This window comes from Blastococcus sp. SYSU DS0973 (assembly GCF_054051055.1).
In genome coordinates this window covers 1-17092 of record NZ_JBJHAN010000011.1, presented here as the reverse complement: position 1 = coordinate 17092, position 17092 = coordinate 1, and the positions used below count along the sequence as shown (strand labels likewise).

Annotated in this window: 22 protein-coding genes; 7 read left to right on the top strand and 15 right to left on the bottom strand. The window is 75.3% G+C overall.

Going from position 1 to position 17092, the window contains the following annotated elements; all coding sequences use genetic code 11:
- Window positions 1–121: 121 nt before the first annotated feature.
- The gene (locus tag ACI791_RS16035) at window positions 122–904 is read left to right on the top strand and encodes an enoyl-CoA hydratase-related protein (RefSeq protein WP_456586937.1); all 783 of its coding nucleotides are present in this window, start codon (window positions 122–124) and stop codon (window positions 902–904) included.
- Between the two features lie 73 nt (window positions 905–977).
- On the opposite strand, the gene ACI791_RS16030 is transcribed toward ACI791_RS16035, so the two are convergent.
- Window positions 978–1220 carry a hypothetical protein gene (locus tag ACI791_RS16030; protein WP_456586936.1) on the bottom strand — a complete coding sequence of 81 codons (243 nt, stop codon included), beginning with the start codon at window positions 1218–1220 and terminating at the stop codon, window positions 978–980.
- 99 nt (window positions 1221–1319) lie between these two features.
- Here ACI791_RS16030 and ACI791_RS16025 point away from each other — a divergent pair, with 99 nt between their 5' ends.
- On the top strand, window positions 1320–1958 hold the full coding sequence (locus ACI791_RS16025) for an MBL fold metallo-hydrolase (protein ID WP_456586935.1): 639 nt from the start codon (window positions 1320–1322) through the stop codon (window positions 1956–1958).
- Window positions 1959–1978: 20 nt separating this feature from the next.
- Here the strand turns inward: ACI791_RS16025 and ACI791_RS16020 are convergent, their stop codons facing one another.
- The 3 genes from ACI791_RS16020 to ACI791_RS16010 all read right to left on the bottom strand — a co-directional run bounded on the left by ACI791_RS16020 (window position 1979) and on the right by ACI791_RS16010 (window position 3602).
- Window positions 1979–2257, bottom strand: a complete 279-nt coding sequence (locus ACI791_RS16020; protein ID WP_456586934.1) for a GlsB/YeaQ/YmgE family stress response membrane protein — start codon at window positions 2255–2257, stop codon at window positions 1979–1981.
- Between the two features lie 138 nt (window positions 2258–2395).
- A complete protein-coding gene (locus ACI791_RS16015) occupies window positions 2396–2860 on the bottom strand; it encodes an SRPBCC family protein (RefSeq protein ID WP_456586933.1) in 465 nt (154 codons plus the stop codon).
- A gap of 1 nt (window position 2861) precedes the next feature.
- A complete protein-coding gene (locus ACI791_RS16010) occupies window positions 2862–3602 on the bottom strand; it encodes a GntR family transcriptional regulator (RefSeq protein WP_456586932.1) in 741 nt (246 codons plus the stop codon).
- Window positions 3603–3749: 147 nt separating this feature from the next.
- On the opposite strand from ACI791_RS16010, the gene ACI791_RS16005 reads away from it, so the two are divergent.
- Window positions 3750–4319 carry a TetR/AcrR family transcriptional regulator gene (locus ACI791_RS16005; protein ID WP_456586931.1) on the top strand — a complete coding sequence of 190 codons (570 nt, stop codon included), beginning with the start codon at window positions 3750–3752 and terminating at the stop codon, window positions 4317–4319.
- 4 nt (window positions 4320–4323) lie between these two features.
- Here ACI791_RS16005 and ACI791_RS16000 read toward each other — a convergent pair whose 3' ends face one another.
- Together ACI791_RS16000 and ACI791_RS15995 are read right to left on the bottom strand one after the other, a co-directional pair.
- Window positions 4324–5568 carry a metallophosphoesterase gene (locus tag ACI791_RS16000; RefSeq protein WP_456586930.1) on the bottom strand — a complete coding sequence of 415 codons (1245 nt, stop codon included), beginning with the start codon at window positions 5566–5568 and terminating at the stop codon, window positions 4324–4326.
- Between the two features lie 144 nt (window positions 5569–5712).
- The gene (locus tag ACI791_RS15995; protein WP_456586929.1) at window positions 5713–6339 is read right to left on the bottom strand and encodes a CYTH domain-containing protein; all 627 of its coding nucleotides are present in this window, start codon (window positions 6337–6339) and stop codon (window positions 5713–5715) included.
- A gap of 63 nt (window positions 6340–6402) precedes the next feature.
- Between ACI791_RS15995 and ACI791_RS15990 the strand changes: the two genes are divergently transcribed.
- Entirely contained in the window at window positions 6403–7368 is a 966-nt protein-coding gene (locus ACI791_RS15990) for an endonuclease/exonuclease/phosphatase family protein (RefSeq protein WP_456586928.1), read from the top strand.
- Window positions 7369–7456: 88 nt separating this feature from the next.
- Window positions 7457–8323: a PRC and DUF2382 domain-containing protein gene (locus ACI791_RS15985; RefSeq protein ID WP_456586927.1), complete on the top strand. Its 867-nt coding sequence runs from the start codon at window positions 7457–7459 to the stop codon at window positions 8321–8323.
- A 12-nt stretch (window positions 8324–8335) separates the two neighbouring features.
- On the opposite strand, the gene ACI791_RS15980 is transcribed toward ACI791_RS15985, so the two are convergent.
- The 9 genes from ACI791_RS15980 to ACI791_RS15940 all read right to left on the bottom strand — a co-directional run bounded on the left by ACI791_RS15980 (window position 8336) and on the right by ACI791_RS15940 (window position 14770).
- Window positions 8336–9097 (bottom strand): nitrilase-related carbon-nitrogen hydrolase, encoded by a 762-nt coding sequence (locus tag ACI791_RS15980; protein ID WP_456586926.1) that lies wholly within the window; start codon window positions 9095–9097, stop codon window positions 8336–8338.
- A complete protein-coding gene (locus ACI791_RS15975; RefSeq protein ID WP_456586925.1) occupies window positions 9094–10275 on the bottom strand; it encodes a pyridoxal phosphate-dependent aminotransferase in 1182 nt (393 codons plus the stop codon). The genes ACI791_RS15980 and ACI791_RS15975 overlap by 4 nt, the downstream gene beginning before the upstream one ends.
- A 66-nt stretch (window positions 10276–10341) precedes the next feature.
- Window positions 10342–10557, bottom strand: coding sequence for an RNA-binding S4 domain-containing protein (locus ACI791_RS15970; RefSeq protein WP_347058756.1), 216 nt, complete (start codon window positions 10555–10557; stop codon window positions 10342–10344).
- A 5-nt stretch (window positions 10558–10562) separates the two neighbouring features.
- The gene (locus tag ACI791_RS15965) at window positions 10563–11279 is read right to left on the bottom strand and encodes an MOSC domain-containing protein (protein WP_456586924.1); all 717 of its coding nucleotides are present in this window, start codon (window positions 11277–11279) and stop codon (window positions 10563–10565) included.
- Window positions 11280–11286: 7 nt separating this feature from the next.
- Window positions 11287–12204, bottom strand: coding sequence for an aldose 1-epimerase family protein (locus tag ACI791_RS15960; RefSeq protein WP_456586923.1), 918 nt, complete (start codon window positions 12202–12204; stop codon window positions 11287–11289).
- A gap of 102 nt (window positions 12205–12306) precedes the next feature.
- Window positions 12307–13359 carry a hypothetical protein gene (locus ACI791_RS15955; RefSeq protein WP_456586922.1) on the bottom strand — a complete coding sequence of 351 codons (1053 nt, stop codon included), beginning with the start codon at window positions 13357–13359 and terminating at the stop codon, window positions 12307–12309.
- Window positions 13356–14006 carry an RNA polymerase sigma factor gene (locus ACI791_RS15950; protein ID WP_347058748.1) on the bottom strand — a complete coding sequence of 217 codons (651 nt, stop codon included), beginning with the start codon at window positions 14004–14006 and terminating at the stop codon, window positions 13356–13358. Before ACI791_RS15950 ends, ACI791_RS15955 begins: the two co-directional genes overlap by 4 nt.
- Before the next feature lie 99 nt (window positions 14007–14105).
- Window positions 14106–14462: a hypothetical protein gene (locus ACI791_RS15945; protein ID WP_456586921.1), complete on the bottom strand. Its 357-nt coding sequence runs from the start codon at window positions 14460–14462 to the stop codon at window positions 14106–14108.
- Between the two features lie 101 nt (window positions 14463–14563).
- Complete coding sequence (locus tag ACI791_RS15940; RefSeq protein ID WP_456586920.1) at window positions 14564–14770, bottom strand: hypothetical protein; 207 nt, start codon at window positions 14768–14770, stop codon at window positions 14564–14566.
- 331 nt (window positions 14771–15101) lie between these two features.
- Between ACI791_RS15940 and ACI791_RS15935 the strand changes: the two genes are divergently transcribed.
- The gene (locus tag ACI791_RS15935; RefSeq protein WP_456586919.1) at window positions 15102–16265 is read left to right on the top strand and encodes an acyl-CoA dehydrogenase family protein; all 1164 of its coding nucleotides are present in this window, start codon (window positions 15102–15104) and stop codon (window positions 16263–16265) included.
- A 106-nt stretch (window positions 16266–16371) separates the two neighbouring features.
- Window positions 16372–16833, top strand: coding sequence for a DUF1707 SHOCT-like domain-containing protein (locus ACI791_RS15930; RefSeq protein ID WP_456586918.1), 462 nt, complete (start codon window positions 16372–16374; stop codon window positions 16831–16833).
- Window positions 16834–17092 lie beyond the last annotated feature (259 nt).

The following is a 17092-nucleotide window of genomic DNA, read 5'->3' as shown; positions in this document are numbered from 1 at the left end:
GCAGTCCCGGATGCCAGCGCCGTGGAGGACCGCGTGATCGGCCCCCCGGGGCCTGGCAAGGTGACCGGCGACACAGGCCGCTCCTGCGGCCGCACCGAACGAGCCGGAAGGCGGGGCGACGATGTCCGACACCGTGACCCGGGAGGACGCCGGCGGCGTCGCGACCCTCACCCTGCTCCGCGCCGGGCTGACGTCGGCGCTGCGGCGCGACCTGCGGGCCGCGGTGGAGGACGTCGCGGCCGACGAGTCGGTGCGGGCCGTGCTCCTCACCGGGGCCGGGCGGGCCTTCTGCGTCGGCCAGGACCTCGGCGAGCACCTGCAGAAGCTGCAGGGCGGGGGCGAGGGCGATGCGCCGCTGTCGGTCGTGGAACGCGAGTACAACCCGCTGGTCCTGGCGCTGGCCGGGCTCCGGGTGCCGGTCGTCGTCGGCATCAACGGGGCGTGCGCCGGCGCCGGCCTGGGCATCGCGCTGGCCGGGGACCTGCGGGTCGCGGCCGCCGGGGCCAAGTTCACGACGGCCTTCACCGGCATCGGCCTGTCCAGCGACTCGGCGCTGGCGGCGCGGCTGGTGCACAGCGTGGGCGGCTCGCGCGCCGCGCAGCTGCTGCTCCTGCCCGAGCCGTTCCTGGCCGAGACCGCCGCCGAGTGGGGGCTGGTGCACCGCGTGGTGGCCCCCGAGCAGGTGCTGCCGGAGGCGCAGGAGCTCGCCGCGCGGCTGGCCGCGGGCCCCACTGCCGCCTACCGGGCGGTGAAGACCGTGCTGGCCACCGCGGCCACCGACTCGCTGGAGGAGACCCTCGCCCTCGAGGGGCGGCTACAGGCGGAGGTCGGGCGGACCGCTGACCACCGGGAGGCGGTCGAGGCCTTCCTGGAGAAGCGGGCACCCCGCTTCACCGGCCGCTGAGGCGCTCCCGGCGGGCCCGGGACGTCTGCACCTCCGCCGTCGGACGGGTGGGTCCGACCCGACAGCAGGGGCGTCAGGGGGTCGCCGTCCCCGGCGACGGCGCGGCGAGGGTGGTACAGGCGGAGCAGGCGTCGGCGGCGCGGACCGGCCACTCCCGCTCCGGGGTGACGCGGGCCAGCGAGCCGCAGACGGTGAGCTCGCAGGCGCCGTCCACCTCGGCCGGCGGCCGGTGCAGCTCCACGGCGTGCCACAGTGCGGCGGTGGGCCCGTGGGTGCGGCTGCGTGCGGCGGCGAAGACGGTCGTCTGCAGCATCATGCGCAGGACGTCGGCAGGTCGGCGGTCCCGGGTGACGGGGCCGCGGACCTGTCTCCCCCCGACGGGTGAGGGCCCCGGGTCGGGTGCAGGATCGGGCGCATGGAGCTCACCAAGCACGGTCACGCCTGCGTTGTTCTCGCCGACGGGGAGCGGCGGCTGGTCGTCGACCCCGGCGCCTTCACCGACCCGGTGGCTCTCGACGGCGCCACGGCGGTGCTGGTGACGCACGAGCACGCCGACCACTTCGTGGCCGACCGGCTGCGCGCGGCCATGGCGGCGAGCCCGGAACTGGAGGTGTGGACGAACCGGTCGGTGGCCGCCCAGCTGGAGGGGGCCGGGAACCGGGTCCACGTGGTGGGCGCCGGTGACGTGGTCACGGTGGCGGGGTTCGAGGTGCAGGTGCACGGGGAGCTGCACGCCGAGATCCACCCGGAGCTGCCCCGGGTGGCCAACGTGGGTTTCCTGGTCGACGGCGAAGTATTCCACCCCGGTGACGCCTTCACGGTGCCCGATACGCCCGTCGCGACGCTGCTGCTGCCCCTGCACGCGCCGTGGTCCCGGACCGCCGAGGTCGTCGACTACCTGCGGGCGGTCCACGCCGACCAGGCGTTCGCGGTCCACGACGGGCTGCTCAACGACACCGGGCGGGGCGTCGTCGGCGGGCTGCTCGGGGAGCGGGGTCCGGGGACCCCGACCCCCGTCAGCCTGCTGACCCCGGGGGACACGGTCGAGCTCTGAGTCCCCCGGGGCCGACCGGATCAGTGCCGGACGGAGCGGTTCGAACGACCCGCGGTGCCCGCGTAGGCGCCGACCAGCACGAGCGCCGCGACCACGGCGAGCACGAAGCCCAGGATGTTGAGCTCGAAGATGTCTCCGGTGCCGAGGAAACTGGCGATGAGTCCACCGATGATCGCGCCGAGGACACCCAGCACCAGGGTGGCGACGATGCTGATGTGCTGCTTCCCCGGGAGGAGCAGGCGGGCGAGCGCGCCGATGATGAGGCCGATCACGATGAGGCCGAGGATGTCGAAGAGCACAGCGTTCTCCTTCGTTCGACCGGCGCTGCGGCACCGGCAGGGAGCCGGGCGCACCACGCCGGTGCACGACCAGAGCCAGTACCCGTCCACATGACGGTGATGCGTCGTTCCCCCGATCGAGGTGGTGATCAGCGCCGCTCAGGAGGTGCGTGCCGCGGCCACGTGGTCGGGCACCTTCGCCAGCTCCGCGTCGACGGTCCGCTGCACGAGCCGCCGCAACGCACCCCGCTGCAGCCGGCGCACGATCCGGCTGCCGGCGGTGGGCTGGTGGGTGATCGCGATGGCGATCCGTGTGCCGCCGGCGGCGGTGTCGGACAGCTCGATCTCCGTCGTCCACGTCTCGGGAGTGAGCTCCAGGCGCGTGGTCACCCGGCGGCGGGGCTCCCAGGCGACGATCTCGCCGCGGGGCGCGCCGGGGCGCGGCGCCGCGCCGTCGAGCCTCCCGGGCGAGCAGACGAACGTCGTCCCGGCTCCCGGGGACCTGGAAGCGTCGAGCACGTAGGAGACGTCGCAGACGGCGCAGTAGGGCTCCAGCACGGCCAGCGCCCGCCAGACCTCGGCGCGTGGTTCGGGCACCTCACGGGCACCGGTCGCGGTCGTCACCTCAGCGCCCTCCCACGGAGACCTCGAACTCCACCTGGCTGACGTCCGGCCGGAGCCGGGAGAAGCTGTGCACCAGCGGCCGCCCGTCGCTGTCCCGGACGGTGGTCCGCACGACCAGGAGCGGGGAGCCGGCCACCACGCGGAGCAGATCGGCCTCCTCCGGCGCGGCGGTGCCGACGTCCACGACGATCCGCGCGTGGGCCAGGTCGGCCGAGTACTCCGCGCGCAGGTAGTCGTAGAGCGATCCCTCGCCGAAGTCCGCATCTGCCGCCCGCGGGTAGAGGCCGGCCGGGAGGAAGCTGTGCGCGACGTGGTTCGGGGTGCCGTCCACGCTGCGCAGCCGCACCAGCTCCACGACGTCCGCGGCCGGCTCGAGGTTCAGCTCGGTGGCCACGGTGGCCGGCACGGGCACGATCCGCTGGGTGAGGACCGTGGTGCCGACCTGGGCCCCCTGCTCGGTCATGACCGAGTTGAACCCGGCGATGCGGTGCACGAAGCTCTCGCGGTACTCGTGCCGGATGGCCGGGCGGGTCACGTAGGTGCCCCGGCCCTGCTCGCGGACGAGGTGGCCGTCGGCGACCAGGCCGTCGACCGCGCGGCGCAGTGTGATCCGGCTGACCCCGTACTCGGCGCAGAGCACCGGCTCCGGAGGGAGGAGCGTCAGCTCCGGCAGGGCGGCGACGCGGCGCCGGAGGTGCTCCCGTACCGACAGGTACTTCGGTCCGGACACGGGGCTCGCCACGCCCCGAAGGTACTGCCCGAACAGACGTCTGGTCGTCATGTCGTATGAGACGTCACCTCCACGTGTCCCGAACCCTCCCGGTGACGGGCGCACGGAACCTGGAGGCGGCGGGTGGCACGCATCCGGGCGGGGGCAGAAGATCACCGGGTGACCGGATCCCCGGACTGGCGAAGGCGCAGGTGGGAGGCGACCCACGAGCGGATCTTCACGACCGCGGTGCGGTTGTTCGAGGACGAGGGCTTCGACCAGGTGAGCGTCAGCAGGATCGCCACGGCGGCCGGCGTCTCGGTGCCGACCTTCTACGCGCACTACCCGAGCAAGGAACACGTCGTCATGCGCCTGATGGCCCCCGAACAGGTGGCCGCGCTCATCGCCGCCCAGCCGGCGTCGCTGCCCCTGGCGGCGCGCATCCGCCAGGCCGCGTACGACTTGCTCACCGGGATCGACGGCGAGACCCGCGCGCAGCTGAACGCCCGCTGGCAGATCATCGCCGGCAGCACGGCGCTGCGGTACCGCGCCGGCGAGTTCGACCGGATCACCGCGACGATGGTCGCCGCCTCCCTCACCGAGGACGGGGCCCCTCGTCCGGCCGACCTCGTGGTGGCCAGCGCCTACCTCGCCGCCTTCACGACCGGCCTGCTCGTCTGGGCCGACGGCAGCGAGACGAGCCTGGAGGAGTGCATCCGGGCGGCGTTCGCCGCCCTGGAGAAGGCGTGAGCGGTCAGCCGCCCGGCGCCCGGAGCTCGATGACGGTGACCTCCGGCCGGGCCCCGATCCGCATCGGCGGACCCCAGTACCCCGCTCCGGTGGTCACGTACAGCTGGGTGTCGCCGTGCCGGGACCAGCCCTCCACCGCCGGCTGGTCCAGGCGTACGGCGTAGTCGAAGGGCCACAGCTGCCCGCCGTGGGTGTGGCCGGACAGCTGCAGGTCGACCCCCGCCGCCGCGGCCTGCTGCACCTGCACCGGCTGGTGTGCGAGCAGGACCACCGGCGTGGCGTCGTCCCGTCCGTCCAGCGCGGCGTCGAGATCGGCGCCGTGGCCGGGCAGCCCCGAGATCGCCGCGGTCCGGTCGTCGATGCCGGCGAGGTCGAACGAGGCGCCGCCCCGGCGGATGGCCACCCGCTCGTTGCGGAGCACGTCCACGCCCAGGGTCGGCAGGTGCCGCATCCAGGCGCGGGTGTCGACGAAGTACTCGTGGTTACCGGTGACGAAGTAGACGCCCTGCTCGCTCACCAGGTCGGCGAGCGGGGCGACGTCCTCCCGCAGGTCGTCGACGTCGCCGTCGACCAGGTCGCCGACGATCGCCACGACGTCGGGGCGCTGCTGGTTGACGATCTCGACCACCCGCTCGAAGCGGCGCCCGCCGTAGGTCGCCGAGAGGTGGCCGTCGGAGAAGGTGACGATCCGCAGGCCGTCCAGCGCCGGGTCCAGCCCCCGCAGGGTCACCGGGACCCGCCGGACCACCGGCGCGGAGTTGGCGAACCAGGCGCCCGCGCCGGCCGTGCCGAGCGCCACCGCGCCTGCGGTCACCGCCAGCCCCCGGGCCAGGAAGAGCCGCCGGGGGAGGTCCGTGTCCGTGACGCCGCGGTCCTCCTGGACCGCGACCCGGCCGGGTTCCGTTCCCCCGTCAGCCGGAGCCGCTGCGTCGTCCCTGCGCGGACCCCCCCGGAGCCCGTTCGGGACGACCCTCTCCCGCGTCCGGCGGATCGAGGCGTTGCCGACCAGCCGCACCGGTTCGAGGACGACCAGGGCCAGGACGGCGTAGAGCGCGATGCCGAGCCAGCTGTAGCCGACCCAGCTCAAGGGGGTGATCGCCTCCACGGAGAGGACGCCGCGCAGCGTCACGGCCAGGACCGGCAGCACCGCGAGGACGGCGGTGAGCGCCGTCAGCCGCCGGCGCAGCCGTCCCGGCCGCGTGGTCCCGCGCACCACGCGCACCCACAGGTAGGCGTGCAGCGACCCCACGGCCAGCAGGACGACCGTCCCGAAGCCCAGCAGACCGATGAGGGACAGGGCAGGCCTCCGGAGGCGTCGAGCGGCGTGGGCGCCCGGGCGGTACGCACCGGTGCAGAGGGTTGACGACGGGGGACGGCGCCGCGTTCCCGGGGGTCAGCCGGCGGTGCCCAGCCGGGACGCGAGCGCGGACGCCAGCTTCGAGGCGCGCGGCGAGGGACGGGCGCCCGCGGCCACCAGCACCTCGCCCACCGCGGCCAGCAGGGGCTCCTCCCCCTCCACCAGCTCCACCTCGACCTCCCGCCAGGACCGGACCTCCGGGGATCCGCCCGGCGCCGTGGCCGGCACCGTCGCCGTCACCGTGTCGTCGGCGAGCTCGGCCAGCGCGCGGCCCGCGGCGTTCCGGAGCACGGTGACCACCCGCCGGGTGCGCATGGTCACGACCGGCCCAGGGACCTCGCCCGCCAGGAGACCGGCGACCACGTCCAGCAGCTCGGCGGGGGCCGTGCCGGTGCCGTGGTCGAGCGGCAGGTGCAGTTCCCGGCGGGCGGCCCCGGCCGGGAGCTTGAGGTGCCAGCCCTCGTCGGGCCCGCCGGTGCGGCGGCGGAGGGTCACCCGGCCGCGGACCAGCCGCAGGTCGGCGGTGTCGTGGTAGACCGCCGTCAGCTCGTGCGTCACCGGTGCGTCCATGACGGCGACGCCGGGGACCGCGTCGAGCGCCGGCAGAACGAAATCCGTGTCGACGTCGAACTTGCGCTCGACCTCCAGCTGCTCGGTGACCACGGACCCGACCGTAGGGCAGCCACCGGTCGGCGGCCGCTCCGCGCGCTGGCTACCGTGGCGGCCATGTCCCCGACGCCCCTCGATCCGCGATGGGCAGCCGGGGCGGCGCTCCCGTGGGCGGTGTGGGCGGCGCTGCGCGCCACCGGCGCCGAACGCGGCTACCCGCTCGTGCCGGCGCTGGCCTTCACCCCGTACGCGGCCGCCACCGCAGTTCTCCCGCTGGCCGCCGCCGTCCGGGCCCGCTCGCTGCCCGGCACCCTGCTGGCCGCCGCGGCCGGCGCGACGCTCGGCGCCGCGGTCGTGTCGCACCGGGGCCGCCCGCCCACCGGTCCCCCTCCGGCGGGCACCCGGCTGCGGATCGCCACGGTCAGCCTGCGGTTGGGCCGGGTTCCGGCCGGACCGGTGGTCGAGCTGGTGCGCGAGCACGACGTCGACGTCCTGGCGGTGCAGGAGCTCACCCCCGACGCCCACCGGCGGCTGACCGCGGCCGGCCTGGACCGGGAACTCCCCCACGTCCACGTCGTCCCCGCCCGGCCGGGCAGCGTCGTATCCGCCTCCGGCGGCGTCTGGAGCCGGTGGCCGGTCACCGGGCGGCGGGTGGTGCCCGGTGGCTACGAGCAGCCCGTGGTCCGCCTGCCGGGCGGCGACGGGCCCGACGTCGAGATCACCTCGATCCACTCCCGGCCCCCGTCGACCTCCCCCGCCGCCGTGCGCGGCTGGAGCGAGGACCTCGCCGCCCTGCCGCCGCCCGACCCGGTGGTGCTGCGGGTGCTGGCCGGCGACTTCAACGCCACCCTCGACCACGCCGCGCTGCGGGCGGTGCTGCGCCAGGGGTACCGGGACGCCGCCCGGGCGGCGGGTCGGGGGCTGACGTGGACCTGGCGACCGCTGCGCCTCCGCTTTCCACGGCTGGCGCTGGACCACGTCCTGGTCGACCTGCGCCTCGCCGTCACCGGCTTCGCGGCGGCGCCGGTGCAGGGCAGCGACCACCGGTCGCTGGTCGTGGATCTGGTGCTGCCGGGCCGCTGACCGGGCGTCGATGTTCATCCACGCTCCCGACTGGGCAGGCTCGGGGACGCGGCGCACCCCGAGCGCCGCACCGGAGGGGAGCCGACCCATGTTGAGCGAGCGCGAGGTGGCCGCCGCGATCGGCAGCACCGCCTACGGCGACGGTGGCGACAAGCTGGGCACCGTCGAACACTTCTTCGTCGACGACCGGACCGGGAAGCCGACCTGGGTGGCGGTGACCACCGGCCTGTTCGGCACGCGGCACTCGATCGTGCCTGCCGGGAACGCCGCGTGGGACGACGGGCGGCTGCACCTGCCGGTGAGCGCCGAGGCGGTCAAGACCGCCCCGTCCGTGGGCGGGAACCACCTCGACCCGGGCGAGGAGGCCGAGCTGCGCCGCCACTACGGCCTCGCCGAGGGCCGCGGCACCGACCTGGACGAGGACGGTGAGCGCAGCCCCGACGCCGTCACGCCCGTCGCCGCCGCACCGCTGGCCGGGCCCACCGACACCGTGCCGGCGGCAGGCGCGGTCCCCCCGCCCCCGGCCGCCGGAGCCGCGCCCGCCGGGGGCACCGACGGCGCCATGACCCGCAGCGAGGAGCAGCTGCGGGTGCGCACCGAGCAGGCGGTCACCCGACGGGTGCGCCTGGTGAAGTACGTGGTCACCGAGGAGGTGCAGATCACCGTGCCGGTCCGGCGGGAGGAGATTCGCCTCGAGGAGGTGCCGTCGGACGCGACCGGGACGGCGACGGAGGACGTCCCCGGTGAGTCGCTCGTACCGGCGGGCGCATCGGCCGGCTCCGGGCTGCCGGACGAGATCGTGCTGCACACCGAGCGCCCGGTGGTCAGCGTCGAGGTCGTGCCGACCGAGCGGGTGCGGCTGCGCACCGAGCTGGTCGAGGGCCAGGAGACCGTCACCGAGCAGATCCAGCGCGAGCAGGTCGTCGTCGACCAGGACGGCACGCCCCGGACCTGAGCGGCCACCGGATCAGCCGCGCCGGTCCTGGAGGAAGCGCAGCCGGTCGCGGGTCGCCGTCACCTCGGCGGGGTCGACGTCGGCCAGCACGAGGGTCTCCGCGCCCGCCGCGGTGGCGAGCAGCTCGCCCATCGGGTCCACGACTCGGCTGTCACCGGCGTGCTCGGTGCCGTCCCCCGCGGTGCCCACCCGGTTGCAGCCCACGACGTAGGCCTGGTTCTCGATGGCCCGGGCCTGCAGCAACGTCTGCCAGTGCAGCCGCCGGGCGCCCGGCCAGTTGGCCACCACCACGTAGAGGTCGGTGCCGGGCGCCGCGCGCCAGAAGACGTCGGCGAAGCGCAGGTCGTAGCAGACGAACGGGGTGACCCGCAGACCCCCGATCTCGACGGTGACCGGCCCCTCGCCGGCCCGGAAACGCTCGTGCTCCCCGCCATGCGCGAACGGGTGCAGCTTGCGGTAGCGGTGCGTGGTCCCGTCGGGCCCGGCGAGGACGAAGGAGTTGTAGGGCAGCTGCTCCCCCGGCGCGATCTCCGGGCAGCTGCCGCCCACCCACACGCCGTGCTCGGCCGCCTGGGCGGCGAGGAACCCCGCCGACGGACCGCCCTCGGGCTCCCCGATGCCCGGCGTCATGGAGAAGCCGGTGGAGAACGTCTCGGTGAGGAGCACCAGCTCCGCACCGGCGGCGACCGCCCGTCCCACCTGCGGCGCCAGCCGCGCGAAGTTGGCCTCCCGGTCCTCCCACACGATGTCGTGCTGCACCGCCGCGATCCTCATGCCAGCCTCCCCAACCGCTCGACCGCCTCGGCGAGCACCGCATCACTCTTGCAGAACGCGAACCGCACCAGGTGCCGCCCCAGGGAGGCGTGCTCCGGTGTGTAGAAGACCACGGTCGGGACGGCGACGACGCCGGCCCGCTGGGGAAGGGCCCGGCAGAAGGCCAGCCCGTCGCCGTCGGGCTGCACCCCACGCACGTCGACCGTCGCGAAGTAGGTGGCCTGCGGGCTGATCACCGGCAGCCCGGCGTCCCGCAGGCCGGCGACCAGGACGTCCCGCCGGGCCTCCAGGTCGCGAGCCACCCCGTCGAAGTAGGCGTCGGGCAGCCGCAGCCCGGCGGCCACCGCGGGCTGCAACGGCCCGGCGTTGACGTAGGTGAGGAACTGCTTGGCGGTGCGGACGGCGGTGACGAGGGGCGCGGGCCCGCAGACCCAGCCCACCTTCCAGCCGGTCACGTCGAACGTCTTGCCGGCGCTGGAGACGACGAGCGTCCGCTCGCGCATGCCCGGCAGCGTGGCGGGGGAGACGTGCCGGGCGCCGTCGAACACCAGGTGCTCGTAGACCTCGTCGGTGAGCACCAGGAGGTCGTGGGCGGTGGCCAGCTCGGCCAGCACCGCGAGCTCGGCCACGGTCAGGACCGTGCCGGTGGGGTTGTGCGGCGTGTTCACCAGCAGCAGCCGGGTGCGCGGCGTGACGGCAGCGCGCAGCTCGGCCTCGTCGAAGGTCCAGGGCCCCACGCCGTGGGCGGGTGGGTGCAGCGGCACCGGGCGGAGCACGCCGCCGGCCATCGCCACCGACGCGCTGTAGCTGTCGTAGATCGGCTCGAGGACCACGACCTCGTCGCCGTGCTCGAGCAGCGAGAGCATGGCCGCCGCCAGCGCCTCGGTGGCACCGGCGGTCACCAGCACCTCGGTATCCGGGTCGTACGCGAGGCCCTGGAACCGCTGCTGGTGCTCGGCGACGGCGGCCCGCAGCTCCGGGATGCCCGGGCCGGGCGGGTACTGGTCGGCGGCGGTGCCGATCGCGGCCCGGGCGACGTCGAGCACCTCCGGCGGCCCCGGGTAGTCGGGGAAGCCCTGGCCGAGGTTGATCGAGCCGGTCGCGACGGCGAGGGCGCTCATCTCGGCGAACACCGTCGTACCGAAACCGCGCAGCCGGGACGCCAGCGGATCCCTCACCGTGCTCCTCCCCGCGGTTCCACGTGGAACCGCTGCCGTGCCTCCCGGGCCGCGAGCCTCCCGGCATCAGCCGATCCGGACGTCCTCGGCACCCTCGATCGCGACGACGTCACCGGAGCGCAGCTGCCGGCCGCGGCGCTCCTCCGGCTCGCCATTGACGGTCACCGCCCCGGAGAGCAGGACGTCCTTCACCTGGGCGCCGGTGGGGACGGCGTCGACGAGCTTGAGCAGCTGGCCGAGGCGGATGCTGTCCTCGCCGGGACGCAGGTCGATGGTGCGCACGGTCGTCAGTCTGCCGTCGGTGCCAGGACGTCGCCGACCCGGACGGTGCCGGGCTCCACGACGGCGGCCCGCACCGCCAGCAGCCCGCCCCGTTCGCGGTGGACGGTCTTGAGCACCGAGGTGTCGCGGGCGATGCCGCCCGGCTGCGGGCGGGTGGTCATCACGCAGCGGGGGATCCCGGTGCCGACGCGCAGGTGCACGCCACCCAGCTCCACCTCCCGGCCGCGCAGGTCGTCCTCCCCCCCGCCGTCCAGGACGACGTTGGCCCGGAACCGGCGGCGGTCCCAGGTGCCGAGCGTGCCGGTGGAGACCAGCGAGAGCCGGATGCGCGGGCTGTCGTGGAACGGGCCCGACGCACCCTCCCACTGCAGCCATTCGGCGGGGTCGGGGACGTCCTCGTCCGCCGGGGTCTCGTAGGTGGGTGCGGCGTCGTGGTCGGCTGCCGCGCGCAGCTCCACCCGGCGGCCGAGCCAGGCCGACAAGACGCCGTCGTCGGCGGTGACCGTGCCGTCGGGCAGGACCACCTCGACACCGCCGCCGGGGCGCAGCCGGGCGGCACCGAACAGCAGCTCGGGCACCCGCCGCGCGGTCAGCCCCAGGCCGGTGACCCGATCGAACAACGCCCAGCCCCGGTCCCCGACGATGCCGAGCGGGCCGATCCACGCCTCGGTCAGCCGCTCGCCGTGCAGCGACTTCACCGGGTAGCGCCAGAGCTCCTGCACCCGCACCTCAGGCCGCCGGGGCCCAGGCCAGCGACCAGGTGCCCGACCACGTCTGCCCAGGCGCGAGGACGACCAGGTCGACGCCGTCGGCCAGCGCGTTCGGCGGGCAGGTCATCGGCTCCACGGCCAGGCTGCGGCGCCACTGGCCGGCGGAAAGGGTGTCCCCGCTGTAGACCTGCAGCCAGGGCCACGAGCCGTCGACCGAGAGCACCAGCTCGCCGGCGCGGCCCCGCAGCCGCACGTGCGCCCAGCTGTCGTCATCGCGCTCCAGGCCGGTGAGCGGGGTGTCCAGCGCCCGGTCGCCGATCCGGCCGGCCGCGCCGTCGAAAGGCCGCCGCTCCCCCGTCGGCAGTCCGCCGTCGACGGCCAGCTCGGTGCGGGCCGGGAGGGTCAGCTCGGCGTCCGCGATGCCGCCGTCCGCCGTCGCCCCGACGGAGAGGTAGGGGTGAAACCCGGCGCCGAACGGCGCGGGCGCCTCACCCACATTCCGCACCCGCAGGGTGGTGGTGAGCCGGTCGGGGGCGAGTCGGTGGTCGACCGCGACGGCCAGCCGGAACGGGTAACCCGGGTGCGGCTCGACCGTGGTCCCGACCGTGACGAACCCGTCCGCCTCTGCCAGCACCGACCACGGCTGCCAGGCGACCAACCCGTGGATGGCGTGCGGCTCCTCGGGCGACCGGACGTCGAGCTGCAGCTCCTCGCCCCCCCACGTCCACCGGCCGTGCCGCAGCCGGTTGGGCCAGGGCACCAGGGTGGCGCCGCGCCAGCCGGGCAGGACGCGACCGGCCGGGTAGCCGTCGAGCACCTCCCAGTCCCCCACCGCGAGGCGGCGCAACGTCCCGCCGCGCAGGTCGACGGCGAGGACGGCACCGCCCGCGGCGAGCTCCACCTCGGTGCGGTCGGCACGGGGCCAGACGTCGGGCATGGCGCCACCTCACCACACCCGCCGCCAGCACTCCCCCCGAGATCCGCACAGTCGGGGCCCATCGAGCCCTGATGGCCCCGGGTGCGCAGATCTCGCGCGACGTCAGGGGTGGTAGGTGACCTGCTCGGCGAACTCCAGCACCTGCTCCTGAGTGAACGCGTCGGGCACCTGAATCTCGAAGGTCGTCCCGTCCTCGAACTGACCCTGCAGGAACCAGGCATGCCGCTGGTCCGCGTACCCGGCGTCGATGCGGACCAGATAGGCCGGGCGGTCGTGGACGGTCACCGGGACCACGTCGCCGACGGGCCCCATGAGCTGGTCGCGCAGCTCGTCCGGCGGAGAGACGTCCTCGGGCAGCGGCACGTGCACTGTGATCGTCTGCTGCTCGTAGGCGTCGTTGACCAGGGTGAGGACCCGCCCCATCTTGTAGAACTGCACCGACCACCCCGCCGGCGCCAGTTCGGCGGTCAGGGTGACCCGTTGCGGCTGGTCGACCAGCGACTCGGCGACGGCGACGAGGCGTTCCGCTGAGCCGTAGCGGCCGTACCCGAGGAGCATCACCCAGTGGTCGTCGGACCGCTCCCAGTTCAGCCGGGCGAAGGTCCGCCGGCCGCAGTCCTCCCCGACTCCGGCGCCGGTGCACCACGTGCGCGAGTACCGGACGAGCTCGGCGTCGCGTCCGTCCACCGACACCTCCCCGGCCGACAGCTCCCGGTAGTCGGCCGAGTCCTCGTCCGGGCTCTCGTGCTCGTCCTCGGCGACGTAGACGGTGAACCCGTTCCGCCCGGTCGCGTCGTCGTAGGAGGCGATCGAAGCGCCCTCCCCGTTGCCGTCGAAGGCCGGCGCCATCCCCTCGGGCTCCGGCTCCAGCGACAGGGGGAAGGTCGGCATCTGGAAGTCGACGAGGGTGACGCTGGTGGCCGGCGTCCCCGGCCCGTCCGGGGCGGCGATGACGACGGCGGCGGCCCAGGCGGCCGCGACCGTGACGGCGGCCAGCCCGGTGCGGACGGTGGCCTTCCGGCTCGGCCGGCGGCGACGGTGGAGGGCAGGGCCCTCGATCTCGGCGAGGAGCGCGGCCCGGGCGGCCGAGCGGGCGGCGGGGGCGAGCGGCGGGGCCTCGGGCCCGGCCTCGCGGAGCAGCGTGAGGTCGTTCATCGGTCCTCCTCCTCGGAGGTCGGCGCCAAGGGGGAGACGTCGCCGAGGGCGGCGCGGGTCTGGCGGCGGGCGCGGTGCAGCCGCGAGCGCACCGTGCCGACCGGGACGTCGAGGACGGCGGCGATCTCCTCGTAGCCGAGCTGGCCCCAGGCGAGCAGGAGCAGGGCGTCGCGGTCGCGTGGCTTCAACCCGGCCAGCGCGGCGGCGAGCGGGCCGCGCAGGGCCTGGGCGTCCAGCCGGTCCGCGGCGTCACCCGGGTCCTCGCCGTGCCGCTCGGGTTCGGCGGCCGCCCGGGCCAGTGCGCGGTAGCGGCGCTGCTCCGTGCGCCGGTGGCCGTGCACCACGTTGGTCGCGATGCCGAGAAGCCACGGCCGGACCTCGACGTGCTCGGGGCGGTAGGCCGCACGGCGCCGGAACGCGACGAGGAAGACCTCGCTGAGCAGGTCGTCGGCGAGCTCGCCCACGCGGCGGCCGAGGTAGCGGTGCACGGTCGCGGCGTGCCGGTCGAACAGCGCGGCGAACTCCGCCGGGTCGTCGACCGAGCGGGCGATCAGCTCGGCGTCCCTGGGGAGCGCGTCGGGCAGCGCCCGCAGCCGAGGGGGCTCGGCGGGAGGACCGGCGGACCGGTGCATCGCCGTCGGGGTCACGGGAGGTGATGATCCGGCCGCGATCGGTGAAGTCGTCACACCCGTTGATGTCCGGTGCGCCGGATTCGGTTCACGGGCGGTCGGTGCGGCCGGGACCGGTCAGTCGCCGCAGTTCCCGTCGCCGTAGGCGAAGACGGTGTCGGCGGCGGCGAAGAACTCCTCCGCTTCCTGCTCGGAGAGCTCCCCGGCCTCGAGGGCCCCCGCGAGGTCGCCGTCCTCCGGGAACGCCTCGACCATGTGCTCCGCGGCCTCGCGCACCTCGTCGCCGGCCTCGTCCGGAACCCTGTCGGCCAGCTCCTCCAGCACCTCTCGGACCTGCGCGCCGTCCTCCGGCTCCACCTCGGCGGTCGACAGGTACTGCTCGCAGAAGTCATCGACGCCCGGGCCGCCGCACGCGGTCACGGTCAGCGACAGCAGCGCCGCGGTGGCGGCCCGGGCGATCCTCCGCAGGCGCACGGCCATTCCTTCCAGAGCGGGGCGGACCGCCCAGTCGGCGGCTCCGGCCCACCCTCACACATCCGGTTCCCGGACCGGAGCCGCCCGGTACCCGAACCCGGTCAGGCCGCGAGGACCCGCTCGAAGAACAGCGAGTGCTCGGCGTCGGGGTCGCCCACGTAGTGGCCGAACGCCCCGATCGGCCGGTACCCGGCGCCCGAGTAGAGCGCGATCGCCTCGGGCTGGCGGGGTCCGGTCTCCAGCCGCAGCGTCGTCCAGCCCCGCGCCCGGGCGGCGTCCTCGAGCCCGGCCAGGACCGCCTTCGACACCCCCCCCCCCGGCCGCGGGCGGCGGGAACCACGTACATGCGCTTCACCTCCGCCGCGCCGTTCCCCAGCGCGCGCACTGCTCCGCAGCCGAGCGCCGTCCCGTCGTCATCCCAGGCCACCGGGACCACGCTGACGTCGGCGGCCGACGGGGGCCGGCCGGCTCCTCCTTGCCGTCGTAGCAGCCCCGGACCTCGGTCTGCTGGTCGGTCGTGAGCCGTCGGACGTCCGGTCGTCCCAGGCAGCCGGCTCGATGATCACGCCGTCGATCATCCCAACGGCCCGGAACCGCTCCGGAGGTACCGTCCGCTGGACGCCCCACCGAAGGAGCACCGTGCCGGTCGACCGCGAACTGCCCACCCCCGAGGCCGAGGACCTGCTGGCCCTCGTCCGCGAGATCGCCGACGCCGAACTGGCGCCGAAAGCAGCGGCGTACGAGCGCGAGGAGCGCTTCCCCCGCCAGGTGTTCCGCCTCCTCGGCGACGCCGGGCTGATGGGGCTGCCCTTCCCGGAGGAGATCGGCGGGGGCGGTCAGCCGTACGCCGTCTACCTGCAGGTGCTCGAGGAGCTGGCGGCCCGCTGGGCGAGCGTCGCCCTCGGCATCAGCGTGCACACCCTGGCCTGCTCCCCCGTCGCCGCGTTCGGCACCGAGGCGCAGCGCCGCGAGCTCCTGCCCGAGATGGTGGGCGGGACGCTGCTGGGCGCCTACTCGCTGTCCGAGGCGCACGCCGGCTCCGACGTGGCCGCCATGCGCGCGAGCGCGACGCCCGCCGAGGACGGCTGGGTCGCCCGCGGGGAGAAGGCGTGGGTCACCCACGGCGGGCACGCCGACTTCTACTCGACGTTCCTGCGGACCCCTGCCGACGGGGAACGCGGCATCTCCTGCTTCCACCTGACTCCCGACCTGCCGGGGTTCAGCGCCGCGAAGCCCGAGGAGAAGATGGGCCTGACCGGCTCGACCACCTCCGCGATCCGGCTCGACGACGTGCCGATCCCCGCCGACCGGCTGGTCGGCGAGCCCGGGCGCGGCATGGCCATCGCCCTCGGCGCGCTGGACTCCGGGCGCCTGGGCATCAGCGCCGTCGCCGTCGGGCTGGCCCAGTCCGCCCTCGACGTCGCCGTCGCCTACGCCGTCGAGCGGGAGGCCTTCGGCCGCCGGATCGCCGAGCACCAGGGCGTGTCGTTCCTGCTCGCCGACATGGCCGCCGCCGTGGAGTCCGCCCGCGCCACCTATCTGGTCGCCGCCCGCCGCAAGGACGCCGGCAAGCCGTTCTCCCGGCAGGCGAGCATCGCCAAGCTCGTCGCCACCGACGCCGCCATGAAGGTCACCACCGACGCCGTCCAGGTGCTCGGGGGAGCCGGCTACACCCGCGACCACCCGGCGGAGCGCTACATGCGCGAGGCGAAGGTCATGCAGATCTTCGAGGGGACCAACCAGATCCAGCGCATGGTCATCGGCCGCCACCTCACCGCGGAGGCGGTGCCTCCCGCCGGCTGAGCCGCTGCCCCGCACCTGACGGGTTCCACGTGGAACCGGTGACAGCTGTCAGTGGACCCGGCCCGTCGAGCCGGAACAGACTGGGGCACCCGAGCGAGGAGACGCCATGCCCGAGCCCCACCTGCGTGCAGCCGATGCCGACCGGGCCGCGGTAGCCACCGTCCTGGGCAGGGCCATGTCGGAAGGCCGGCTCACGGTCGCGGAGTACGACGAGCGGCTCGCCCAGGCGTACGCGGCGCGCACGTTCGGCGAGCTGGCCCCGCTCACCGCCGACCTGCCGAACCTTGCCGACGCACCCGCACCCCGGGCCGCGGCGGCCACCCCCGATCGGACGACGGCGGCGGCCGCCTGCGCGGCCGGCCGGGGTGCGCACGGGTGGCCGGCATGGGGCTCGTGGTCGACCACCGCGCTGATCGTGCTGGCGATCTGGGGCGTGACCTCCCTGGCCGCGCGGGAGTTCCTGTACTTCTGGCCGTTCTGGGTGATCGTCCCGTGGGGCGCGATGCTCGCGGCCGGCTCGCTGGGCGAGCGCCTCCGCGGCGGGGCGAACCGGCAGCTCACCGGCTGACCCGCGGACGCCCCCGCACAGCGGCTGGGACCACCGCAGTGCCGGAGCACTTTACCCGCGAGGCCGTCGTCCAGCCGAGCCCGGCGGGTTCCCCGCGGACGGCCGCCGGGGCCGACCGCGGGGACGCCGTTCTCAGTAGGTGAAGCGGCCCACCGTCGTGCGCAGGTCGGCGGCCATGCGGGAGAGCTCGTCCACCGCGGTGCGGGTCTGGGTCAGCGCCTGCGTGGTCGAGTCCGCCGCCGTGGAGACCCCGGAGATG

Bases quoted from the DNA above. Each gene is read 5' to 3' on its own strand.
- ACI791_RS16035 (WP_456586937.1), top strand. From the start codon at position 122: ATGTCCGACACCGTGACCCGGGAGGACGCCGGCGGCGTCGCGACCCTC.
- ACI791_RS16030 (WP_456586936.1), bottom strand. From the start codon at position 1,220: ATGATGCTGCAGACGACCGTCTTCGCCGCCGCACGCAGCCGCACCCAC.
- ACI791_RS16025 (WP_456586935.1), top strand. From the start codon at position 1,320: ATGGAGCTCACCAAGCACGGTCACGCCTGCGTTGTTCTCGCCGACGGG.
- ACI791_RS15990 (WP_456586928.1), top strand. From the start codon at position 6,403: ATGTCCCCGACGCCCCTCGATCCGCGATGGGCAGCCGGGGCGGCGCTC.
- ACI791_RS15985 (WP_456586927.1), top strand. From the start codon at position 7,457: ATGTTGAGCGAGCGCGAGGTGGCCGCCGCGATCGGCAGCACCGCCTAC.
- ACI791_RS15980 (WP_456586926.1), bottom strand. From the start codon at position 9,097: ATGAGGATCGCGGCGGTGCAGCACGACATCGTGTGGGAGGACCGGGAG.
- ACI791_RS15960 (WP_456586923.1), bottom strand. From the start codon at position 12,204: ATGCCCGACGTCTGGCCCCGTGCCGACCGCACCGAGGTGGAGCTCGCC.
- ACI791_RS15955 (WP_456586922.1), bottom strand. From the start codon at position 13,359: ATGAACGACCTCACGCTGCTCCGCGAGGCCGGGCCCGAGGCCCCGCCG.
- ACI791_RS15930 (WP_456586918.1), top strand. From the start codon at position 16,372: ATGCCCGAGCCCCACCTGCGTGCAGCCGATGCCGACCGGGCCGCGGTA.